Raw genomic sequence first — 9,690 nt, forward strand, 5'->3', positions numbered from 1 at the left:
CCTCGATCGTCCAGTGCCCCGAATTGTGCACGCGCGGCGCCATCTCGTTGCCGAGCAGCCGTCCGTCGCGCACGAACAGTTCGAGTGCGAACGTGCCGACGTAATCGAGCTCCTCGGCGATGCGACGCGCGTGCGCGAACGCGACCGGTGCGAGCGCTTCGGCGTGCGGCGCCGGCGCGAGGCTAGCCGACAGGATCCCGTCGGCGTGCCAGTTCTGCGTCAGCGGCCAGGTGCGGAACTCGCCGTCGCGCGCGCGCACCGCGATCACCGACAGCTCGCGCTCGAACGGTACGAACGCTTCGAGGATCGACGGCGCGCCGCCGAGGGCCTGCCACGCGGCGTCGACGTCGTCGGGCGACTTCAGGCGGAACTGGCCCTTGCCGTCGTAGCCGAGCCGGCGCGTCTTGAGGATCGACGGCGTGCCGATCCGCTCGACCGCGCGGGCGAGGTCGTCGCGCGAGTCCACCGTCGCGAATGCGGGCGTGTCGAGGCCGATCTCGCGGAACAGGGTCTTCTCGGCGAGGCGGTCCTGCGACGTCGCGAGGGCGCGCGGATTCGGGAATACCTTCGTGTGCTCGGTCAGCCACTGCGCGGTGTCGGCGGGCACGTTCTCGAAATCGAAGGTCGCGACGTCGATGCGGCGCGCGAAATCGGCGAGCGCGTCGAAGTCGCGCCAGTCCGCACGCAACATCGGCGCGACCTGCGCGGCGCACGCGTCCTCCGCGCTGTCGACGACGAGGAAGCGCAGGCCCAACGGCGCGCCCGCGAGTGCGAGCATGCGCGCGAGCTGTCCGCCACCCAGGATACCTATCGTTTGCATGTGCGGGACGACTCGAAATCCATCGCGACGGCCGTGCGGGAAACCCCGCGCGACACCGACGCGCCCTCTCCCACCTGCGGGAAAGGTATGCGGTGAGGGGTAACCCTACGACGTCTCATGCCGGAGTACGCGGGTCGGGATGAGCAAGCACGCCCGCCGTCTGCTCCTCGCGGAATGCGTCGAGGCGACGCGCGAGCGACGCATCGCCGATCGCCAGCATCGCGGCCGCGCAGAGCGCCGCGTTGACCGCGCCGGCGCGACCGATCGCGAACGTCGCCACGGGAATCCCGGCCGGCATTTGCACGATCGACAGCAACGAGTCCATGCCGTTCAACGCGTGCGACTGCACGGGCACGCCGAGCACGGGCAAGCGCGTCTTCGCCGCGAGCATTCCGGGAAGATGGGCGGCGCCGCCCGCGCCGGCGATGATCGCGGAGAGGCCGCGCTCGGCCGCGCCGCCCGCATAGTCGAACAGCAGATCCGGCGTGCGGTGTGCCGACACCACGCGCACTTCGTGTCCGATGTCGAGCCGCTCCAGGGTTTCGACCGCGTGCCGCATCGTGTCCCAGTCCGACCGGGAGCCCATCACGACGCCGATGCGGGGCCTTCCGCTCGCGCTTTCTGTCATGGCCGTCGTCAGCCCAAATCGTTATTGTACGCACATCCGGCCGCACGGGGCCGCTCGCTTTGTGGGCAATGGACAAACACCTGCTCGACATCCTCTGCTGCCCGACCACGCACGTGCCGGTGCGGCTGCTCACCGAGGCGGAACTGGCCGCGCTCAACCGCGCGATCGCGTCCGGCCCCGTCCGCAACGGCGCGGGCGCGACGGTCGCGGGCGCGTTCTCGGCCGGCTTGATCACGCGCGATCGCCACACCATCTACCGGATCGACGACGACATTCCGGTAATGCTCGCGGATGAAGCGGTCGCGACCGCCCAGCTGGAGGATTTTCCGGACCGCTGACGCCATTCGGCCCGCCGGATGTGACCCAATTCACATTCCGTGAACGGCGCCGCCTTAAGCTAGCTCCAGGTCGGCGCGCGCGCGCGGCGAGCCGCCGGCACCCCTTGGAACGCCCTGTAATGACCGCCCCCAAAGACAATCCGAACGTCGTCGACCTGCAACAGCGCCAGCCGGGCACGGCGGCCGCCGATCGCCTCGGCGACCTGCTCAAGCTCGTGCGCGGCGTGTCGCTCAAGCGCATCAACGCGCTGGTCGGCACCCTGTTCGAGAACGTCGACGATGCGCTGTTCGATCTCGCCGAGCGCGCGGGCAGCAATGCCGTGCAGACGGAGTACTTCGACGGCATGCGCGAGGTGCGCAAGAAGCGCCAGCTCGTCGAACGCCTGTTCCAGGATCATGCGAGCAAGGCATTCACCGACTTCGCGGACGGCAAGCTCAAGGCGGTGAAGCCGGAAGGCGCGCCGCAGGCCGCGGCGAGCGGGCTGTCCCTCGTCGATGACCTCGAGCTCGAGGAGTCCCTGGCCGTGACGAGCATGGTCGCGAAGGCGGAGAATCGCCTGCAGCGCGCGCTCTACCAGGTCAACCAGCGACTCTCGGTCATCATCGGTGGCGGCAAGGTCGAGGACAACAACAACCCGATCGGCCCGGCCGTGCTCGGCAACGCGTTCCGCAACGCGATCCGCGAGTTCGAGGTCAACGTCCAGGTCAAGCTCATCATCTACAAGCTGTTCGACCGATACGTCATGACCGGCCTCGAGCCGATCTACGACGAGGTCAACGTCGAGCTCATCCGCGCCGGCGTGCTGCCGCAGGTCCGGCACGTGCTGCCGGCCGGCACGCGTCCGCCCGCGGGTGCGCGCGTGCCGCTGCCTTCGGCCCCGAACGCGAAGGAAGGCGTGGCGGGCGTCGCGACCGCCTATTACGATCCGGGCGCGGACCAGTTGCAGGCCGAGATCTACCACACCCTGCGTTCGCTGCTCGCGAACCGGCACGGTGCGGATGCCTATGTCGGCGAGGGCGCGGTCGGCGGCATCGGCCTCAGCCCGACCGACCTGCTCAGCGCGCTGACGATCCTGCAGAGCCAGTCCGCGGTGGCGCAGGCGCGCGCGGAAAGCGTCGCCGACGCGGCGCAGGCCGTGCAGCAGATCAAGCGCGAGCTGCTCGACCAGGTCAACAAGCTGTCCGGGGACGCGAAGGACAAGCGCGTGTCGAGCGCGGACGAGGACACGATCGACCTCGTCGGCATGCTGTTCGAGTACATCCTGCAGGATCGCAACCTTCCCGCGCAGATGCAGGCGTTGTTCGGTCGCCTGCAGATCCCCTATCTCAAGGTCGCGATCCTCGACAAGCACCTGTTCGCGCAGAAGTCCCACCCCGCGCGGCGCCTGCTCGACCTGCTCGCCGACGCCGGCAAGAGCTGGTCGGAGGAAGGCGATCGCGACCATCGCCTGTACGAGCGCATCAAGGCGTGCGTCGAGACCGTGCTGCGCGATTTCGACGACGACGTCGGGGTGTTCGAGCGGGAGCTCGCCTCGTTCGGCGATTTCATCGACCAGCACAAGAAGCGCGCGGAGCTCGCCGAGCAGCGCGCGGCCGACGCCACGCGCGGCCGCGAGAAGCTGCAGGCGGCGCGGCGCACCGCTGCGCGCGAGATCCTCAAGCGCATCGAGGACCGCAACCTTCCGCCGGTCGTGCACAGCGTGCTGTCGCGCCCGTGGGCCAACTACCTCGTGCTGACCGTGCTGCGGCAGGGCGAAGAGTCGGACGAATGGAAGAACGCACTGCGCTTCGCCGACGAGTTCGTCTGGAGCGCCCAGCCGAAGACGACCGACAGCGAAGTGACGCGCTTGCGCGCGCTGCTGCCGCAACTCGAGAAGGCACTCCGCCACGGCCTTGCAACCGTCGCCTACCACGACAGCGACGTGAAGCAGCTGATGGGCGAGCTCTCGCTGTTCTACAAGCGCCTGCTCGACGGCCAGAAGATCGAGACGAAGACCGTCAAGGAAGTGATCGCCGAGCAGGCCGCGCCGGCGGCTGGCACCGGCGAAGCCGCCGAGGTGCCGGCGATTTCGGTGCCTGCGGCGACGCAGAGCCCGGTCGAGGAAATCGTGCTCGGCTCGACCGACGCGATCGATGCGACGATCGAGCCGGAAGCAGCCGATGCCCAGGAAGACGACGAGTTCGTCAGGACCGTGCGCGCGATCAAGGTCGGCACCTGGATCGAGTTCGTCGACGAGAACGACCAACGCGAACGCGCGAAGCTGTCGTGGATCAGCCCGATCAGTTCGAAGTACCTGTTCGTGAACCGGCGCGGCCTCAAGGTGTGCGACAAGACCGTGCCCGGCCTCGCCGCGGAACTGCGTCGCGGCAGCGCGGTCGTGCTCGAGGAAGTGCCGCTGTTCGATCGCGCGCTCGATGCGATCGTCGCGCGCCTGCGCCATGCCGGCGACGAGGCTGCGGCGACGCCTGCGACGCCCCCTGCAGCCGTGGCGGATTGACGCTTCGATCCGCCGTCGCTCTTGCTATCCTCCGCGTCCGACCCTCGCTGAAGGCAATCGCACGTGACGACTCCGGTCCAGGTTCCACCGCGCGATGCGGTCGTGCGCGACGTCCAGCGCGCGCTCGAGGAAGACATCGGCAGCGGCGACGTCACCGCGGACCTCCTGCCCGGCGACGCGCACGGCCGCGCGCGCGTGATCACGCGCGAAGCGGCGATCCTCTGCGGCCGGGACTGGTTCGAAGAGTGCTTCCGCCAGATCGATCCCGCGGCGCGATTCGAGTGGCAATTCGCCGACGGCGAACGCGTCGCCGCGGGTGCATTGCTGTGCCGGATCGAAGGGCGCGCTCGCGCGCTGGTCACGGCCGAGCGCTCGGCGCTGAATTTCCTGCAGACGCTGTCGGCGACCGCGACCGCGACGTCCACCTACGTCGAGGCCACGCGCGGCACGCGCACGGCGATCCTCGATACGCGAAAGACCTTGCCGGGCCTGCGCCTCGCGCAGAAGTACGCGGTGCGCGTCGGTGGCGGCCGCAACCACCGCATCGGACTGTACGACGCCGTGCTCATCAAGGAGAACCACATCGCTGCCGCGGGCTCGATCCACGCCGCGGTCGCGCGCGCCCGCACGCTGCACCCGGGCGTGCTCGTCGAAACCGAGGTCGAGAACTTCGCCGAGCTGCGCGAAGCGCTCGCGGCCGGCGTCGATCGCATCATGCTCGACGAGTTCGAGCTGCACGAACTATCGCAGGCGGTCGCCGAAGTCGGCGGCCGCGTGCCGCTCGAAGTGTCGGGGTCGGTGTCGCTCGAGCGCGTGCGCGCGATCGCGGAGACGGGCGTCGACTTCATCTCCGTCGGCGCGCTGACCAAGCACATCCGCGCGATCGACCTGTCGATGCGCGTGGAACTCGTCGACGCCGCCCGCTGAGGCGCTGCGGCGCGCGCGGCGCGACGGCTCAGAACACGCCGGCGAAGTGCAGCACCGCCGCGAGCGCGGCCACCGCAACGACGACGCCGATCGCGATCGCGGCGCCGTTCGAACCGCCCTTCGCCGCCTTGGCCTCCGGTTCGGAACGTGGACCGGCGGACTGCTGCCGCGCATCCATTCCGGGCGTGATGAGCAGGAAGCGTACCGTATCCAGGCGCAGTTCCTCGCCGGGCTTGAGCAGGCCGCTCTGGGTGCGCTTGTCGTTGATGTAGGTGCCGTTCGCCGAACCCATGTCCTCGACGACCACGCCGTCCGGCGTGACCTTGAGGCGCGCGTGATGGCGCGACACTTCCTCGGCGGGGATCGGGATGTCGCAGTCGGGCTGGCGCCCGATCACCGCGTTGTCGGTGACCGCGAACGTCTTCCCGAGCGTGGCGCCCGAGACGCCGCGCAGCAGGTAGCGCGGCAGCGCCGTGCGCACGCGCGTGCGGTCGTCGACGGGTTCGCTCTTCGGTGGCTGCGCGGCCGCGGCCTTGCGCTCGCCGACGATGGAGACGCCGACGCGGCCGAGCACGAGCAGGTCGCCGTCCTTGATCGGCGCCTGCGCCGTCACCTGGCGGCCGTTGAGGACGGTCGGCGCTTGCGGGTCGAGCGGCCTGATGCTCGCATTGCCCGCGGCGACCACGATATCGCAGTGGTGCGCGGCGACACCCTCGCCCTTGAGCACGATGCTGCAGTCGCTGCCGCTGCCGATCCTGCGCGCGCCTTCCGCGAGTTCCACCGGAGCGTGTTCACCGCCAGGAAACACCAGTTTCATCCTCTCCCCCAAAAGGCAGCCGAGCGTCGGCGGGATTGTACCTGCGCGCGGGCCGTTGTCGCCTGCGGCCGCTTCGCCCGCGCCGATCGGTCGCGCGCGCGGGGCCTTGTCCGGCCGCCGCGATGTCCCCACACTGTGTCGATGCTCGGCACCTGGTCGTTCCTTCTTGCCATCGTGGTCGCGGTCTGGGCCTGGATGGACATCCTGCGCGCGCGCGAACTCGCGGTCGCGCACAGCCGCACGCTGTGCCGCGAGGCGGGCGTGCAACTGCTCGACCAGACGGTGTCGCTGAAGCGGTTGGCCATCGCGCAGCGCCAGGGTTTGCCCACGGTCGTGCGACGCTATGGTTTCGAGGTCAGCCTCGACGGCAGCGACCGCCATCGCTGCCACCTCGATCTCGCGGGCCGGCGTCTCGAGGCATGGAGCCTGCCGCTCGGCGAGGACGCGCGCTCGCGCGTGGTGCACCCGGTGCCGCTGCGCCTCGTCCAATAGCCCGGGTGGCGGCGGGAGCGCCGCAACTCGCCTACTTGATCACGCGAAGGTGCGGGCGTTTCGGCGTTTCGTCCGGTGTCGGCGCCGTCGGCGGCGGCTCGGCCGGCGTGCCGTCGGCCTGGAACATCATGCCCTGGCCGTTCTCCTGCGCGTAGATCGCAAGCACGGCGTTCATCGGCACGTATACCGATTGGCTGATGCCGCCGAAGCGGGCGAGGAACTGCACGCGGTCGTTGGCGATCTCGAACTGGCCGACCGCGCGCGCGGCGACGTTGAGCACGATGCGACCGTCCTTCGCCGCCCCGGGCGGCACGCGCACCCCTTCCGCGGCGGCATCGACGAGCAGGTACGGCGTAAGGCCGTTGTCGCTGATCCACTCGTGGAATGCGCGCAGCAGGTATGGGCGATTCGACGTCATCGAGGGCGCGTTCACGTCGGTGCTCCGCGGCTACGCACGATCCGATCGGTCACGGACGCAAGCCCTTCTCTTCCGCCGTCAGGCTGCGCGTGAACCCCTGGCTGCGGAAGATGCGCTCGCCGTAGTCGACGATCGCCTGCGCCTCGCGCGGCAACTGCACGCCGAGCGAGTCGAGCCGCCAGATCAGCGGCGCGAGTGCGCAGTCGGCGAGGCTTATTTCCGGACTGAGGAAGAAGCGCGATGCCTTGAACGCGCTCGCGTTCTTGACGAGGTCGTCGCGCAACGCGCGCCGCGCGGTGTCGGCCGCCCGACCGCCCGCCTCGATCTCGTCGACGAGCGTCAGCCAGTCGTTCTCGATGCGCACGATCGCGAGGCGCAACCGCGCACGGGAGAGCGGATCGACCGGCATCAGCGGCGGATGCGGATAGCGCTCGTCGAGGTATTCGCAGATGACCGACGTGTCGTAAAGCACGAGGTCGCGGTCGACCAGGGTCGGGACGGAATTGTACGGATTGAGGTCGATCAGGTCTTCGGGCGGGTCGTTCAGGTCGACCAGCACGTGGTCGTAGGTCACGCCCTTGGCCGCAAGCGTCATGCGTACCCGGTGGCAGTGCACGCAGTTGTGGGCCGAATACAGGGTCAAGACGGTACGCGAACGCTGGTTCAAGGCCATGCTGGATCCCCTACTCCCTTCGAAGCGAGCCCTTCGCCGGCAATGTACTACGCGGCGGCGGCGCCCGACTAGGATGGGGAAACCCTTGCCCGTAGGCGCCGCCGGGCCGAGAGCACGCGTGCGGAGCTGGCCCGGGAAGGGGCTGACGAGGGGCGGAAGCGGGGCGGCGGCAGGCGCCGCCCCGGCATCGTCAGTGCACGTCCTTCCAGAACTCGTGCTTGAGGAAGTACGCGAGCAGCGTGAACAGCGCGAGGTAGAGCAGCACCCATACGCCCATCGACTCGCGCTGCAGCGCGGCCGGCTCGCCGACGTACTGCAGGAACGTCGCGATGTCGCGCGCGGTGCGGTCGAACTCCTCGGCGTCCTGCCGCCCCGGCGTGCGCAGTTCGAGCCTCTCGATCACGGCGTCCTGGCCTTCCGCTGCCGGCTTCGTGACCGCGGACTGCATGCCCTGAAGCTCCCACAGCACGTTCGGCATCGACGCGTTCGGGAACACCGTGTTGTTCCAGCCGAGCGGGCGGCTCGGATCGAGGTAGAACGACTTGAGGTAGTTGTAGATCCAGTCGGAACCTTTCGAACGGGCCTCCAGCGACAGGTCCGGCGGCGCCTTGCCGAACCACCGGGTGCCGTCGTCGGGCGGCATGTGGCCGATCACCGGGTCGCCGATCTTGCCGCCGCCGAACATGAAGTTCCGCTCCACGTCCTTGGGATCGAGCTGGAGGTCCTCGGCGATGCGCGAATAGCGCATGAAGCGCAGCGAATGGCAGCCCGCGCAGTAGTTGAAGAACAGGCGCGCGCCGCGCTGCATGGAGGCGACGTCGTCGAGCCGGATGTTCGCCGGCTCGAGGCCGCCCTCGGATGCGTGGGCGACACCGACGCTGATCAGGCCGGCCACGAGCAGGGCTGCAATCTTGCGGAACATCGCGGTCCTCGGAGTGTTGGTCGTGGCCTTAGTCATGCGTCGTCACCCGTTCCGGTACCGGCCTGGTCTTTTCGAAGCCGAACTTCGTGTAGACCCAGATGAAGGCGAAATAGCCGAAGTAGACGAAGGTCCAGAACCGGCCGAACAGGTTCTCGATGAAGGTCGCGTCCGCCTTCTCGCCGAACCATTCGGGGATCTTCTCCGCAGTCACGCCGGCGCCGACCGCGGCGAGCATGATGAACGACAGCGCGAACAGGCCGAGCGCGATCCGGTAGCCGATGCCGCGATAACGCACCGACTTGACCATGCCCTTGTCGAGCCACGGCAGCAGGAACAGCAGCACGATCGCGCCGAACATCGCGATCACGCCCCACACCGCCGTGCCGAAGAACGACGGGACCATGCGCAGGATCGCGTAGAACGGCGTGAAGTACCACACCGGCTTGATGTGCGTCGGCGTGGCGAGGTTGTTCGCCGGCAGGAAGTTGTCGTGCTCGAGGAACCAGCCGCCGAAGGTCGGCGCGTAGAAGATGATGAACGCGGCGATGAGCAGGAAGAAACCCGTGCCGAAGATGTCCTTGACCGTGTAGTACGGATGGAACGCGATGCCGTCGAGCGGGGTGCCGTCCGGCTTCTTCTTCGCCTTGATCTCGACGCCGTCAGGGTTGTTCGAACCGACCTCGTGCAACGCGCCGAGGTGCAGCACGACGAGCAGCAGCAGCACGAGCGGCAGCGCGATCACGTGCAGCGCGAAGAAGCGGTTGAGCGTCGCGTCGGCGGGCAGGTAGTCACCCATGATCCATTCGACCAGCGAATCGCCGATCACGGGGATCGTGCCGAACAGCGAGATGATCACCTTCGCGCCCCAGAACGACATGTTGCCCCACGGCAGCACGTAGCCCATGAACGCTTCGGCCATGAGCGCGAGGAAGATCAGCATGCCGAGGATCCAGACGAGTTCGCGCGGCTTCTTGTACGAGCCGTACATGAGGCCGCGGAACATGTGCAGGTAGACCACGACGAAGAACAGCGAGGCGCCGGTCGAATGCATGTAGCGGATCAGCCAGCCCCAGCTGACGTCGCGCATGATGTACTCGACCGAGGCGAACGCGGCCGAGATGCCCGGCGCGACGAGTTCCGCGCTCGGCTTGTAGTGC

General features: G+C 68.6%; 11 protein-coding genes. 4 read left to right on the forward strand and 7 right to left on the reverse strand.

Translation table 11 applies throughout. The features are described 5' to 3' along the window. Together VI238_RS02710 and purE are read right to left on the reverse strand one after the other, a co-directional pair. On the reverse strand, nucleotides 1-820 hold an 820-nt coding region (locus VI238_RS02710; protein ID WP_331648180.1), incomplete at its 3' end, for a 5-(carboxyamino)imidazole ribonucleotide synthase. 115 nt (nucleotides 821-935) lie between these two features. Beyond that, nucleotides 936-1,406, reverse strand: a complete 471-nt coding sequence (gene purE, locus VI238_RS02715) for a 5-(carboxyamino)imidazole ribonucleotide mutase (protein ID WP_414650016.1) — start codon at nucleotides 1,404-1,406, stop codon at nucleotides 936-938. Between the two features lie 110 nt (nucleotides 1,407-1,516). On the opposite strand from purE, the gene VI238_RS02720 reads away from it, so the two are divergent. From VI238_RS02720 to nadC, 3 genes are all read left to right on the forward strand, one after another. Continuing rightward, nucleotides 1,517-1,786 carry a hypothetical protein gene (locus VI238_RS02720; RefSeq protein ID WP_331648184.1) on the forward strand — a complete coding sequence of 90 codons (270 nt, stop codon included), beginning with the start codon at nucleotides 1,517-1,519 and terminating at the stop codon, nucleotides 1,784-1,786. Between the two features lie 119 nt (nucleotides 1,787-1,905). Continuing rightward, the gene (locus VI238_RS02725) at nucleotides 1,906-4,284 is read left to right on the forward strand and encodes a DUF1631 domain-containing protein (protein ID WP_331648186.1); all 2,379 of its coding nucleotides are present in this window, start codon (nucleotides 1,906-1,908) and stop codon (nucleotides 4,282-4,284) included. A 63-nt stretch (nucleotides 4,285-4,347) separates the two neighbouring features. Beyond that, nucleotides 4,348-5,211 (forward strand): carboxylating nicotinate-nucleotide diphosphorylase, encoded by an 864-nt coding sequence (gene nadC / locus VI238_RS02730; protein WP_331648188.1) that lies wholly within the window; start codon nucleotides 4,348-4,350, stop codon nucleotides 5,209-5,211. 28 nt (nucleotides 5,212-5,239) lie between these two features. Here the strand turns inward: nadC and VI238_RS02735 are convergent, their stop codons facing one another. Continuing rightward, nucleotides 5,240-6,028 (reverse strand): FHA domain-containing protein, encoded by a 789-nt coding sequence (locus VI238_RS02735; protein ID WP_331648190.1) that lies wholly within the window; start codon nucleotides 6,026-6,028, stop codon nucleotides 5,240-5,242. A gap of 141 nt (nucleotides 6,029-6,169) precedes the next feature. On the opposite strand from VI238_RS02735, the gene VI238_RS02740 reads away from it, so the two are divergent. Further along, nucleotides 6,170-6,520 (forward strand): DUF3301 domain-containing protein, encoded by a 351-nt coding sequence (locus VI238_RS02740; protein ID WP_331648192.1) that lies wholly within the window; start codon nucleotides 6,170-6,172, stop codon nucleotides 6,518-6,520. A 31-nt stretch (nucleotides 6,521-6,551) separates the two neighbouring features. On the opposite strand, the gene VI238_RS02745 is transcribed toward VI238_RS02740, so the two are convergent. The 4 genes from VI238_RS02745 to VI238_RS02760 form a co-directional block, all read right to left on the reverse strand. Beyond that, complete coding sequence (locus VI238_RS02745; RefSeq protein ID WP_331648202.1) at nucleotides 6,552-6,938, reverse strand: ClpXP protease specificity-enhancing factor; 387 nt, start codon at nucleotides 6,936-6,938, stop codon at nucleotides 6,552-6,554. Between the two features lie 49 nt (nucleotides 6,939-6,987). After that, nucleotides 6,988-7,611, reverse strand: a complete 624-nt coding sequence (locus tag VI238_RS02750; RefSeq protein WP_331648195.1) for a glutathione S-transferase N-terminal domain-containing protein — start codon at nucleotides 7,609-7,611, stop codon at nucleotides 6,988-6,990. Between the two features lie 190 nt (nucleotides 7,612-7,801). Then, on the reverse strand, nucleotides 7,802-8,569 hold the full coding sequence (locus VI238_RS02755) for a cytochrome c1 (protein ID WP_414650017.1): 768 nt from the start codon (nucleotides 8,567-8,569) through the stop codon (nucleotides 7,802-7,804). Beyond that, nucleotides 8,562-9,690 (reverse strand): cytochrome bc complex cytochrome b subunit (locus VI238_RS02760; RefSeq protein ID WP_331648200.1); only part of this gene is annotated, 1,129 nt, incomplete at its 5' end. The genes VI238_RS02755 and VI238_RS02760, both read right to left, overlap by 8 nt.

The organism is Dokdonella sp. (assembly GCF_036518555.1).
Classification (GTDB): Bacteria; Pseudomonadota; Gammaproteobacteria; order Xanthomonadales; family Rhodanobacteraceae; genus Dokdonella_A.

Excerpts from the sequence above, each read along its gene's own strand:
- purE (WP_414650016.1), bottom strand. The coding sequence starts at position 1,406 with ATGGGCTCCCGGTCGGACTGGGACACGATGCGGCACGCGGTCGAAACC.
- VI238_RS02720 (WP_331648184.1), top strand. The coding sequence starts at position 1,517 with ATGGACAAACACCTGCTCGACATCCTCTGCTGCCCGACCACGCACGTG.
- VI238_RS02725 (WP_331648186.1), top strand. The coding sequence starts at position 1,906 with ATGACCGCCCCCAAAGACAATCCGAACGTCGTCGACCTGCAACAGCGC.
- VI238_RS02735 (WP_331648190.1), bottom strand. The coding sequence starts at position 6,028 with ATGAAACTGGTGTTTCCTGGCGGTGAACACGCTCCGGTGGAACTCGCG.
- VI238_RS02740 (WP_331648192.1), top strand. The coding sequence starts at position 6,170 with ATGCTCGGCACCTGGTCGTTCCTTCTTGCCATCGTGGTCGCGGTCTGG.
- VI238_RS02745 (WP_331648202.1), bottom strand. The coding sequence starts at position 6,938 with ATGACGTCGAATCGCCCATACCTGCTGCGCGCATTCCACGAGTGGATC.
- VI238_RS02750 (WP_331648195.1), bottom strand. The coding sequence starts at position 7,611 with ATGGCCTTGAACCAGCGTTCGCGTACCGTCTTGACCCTGTATTCGGCC.
- VI238_RS02755 (WP_414650017.1), bottom strand. The coding sequence starts at position 8,569 with ATGACTAAGGCCACGACCAACACTCCGAGGACCGCGATGTTCCGCAAG.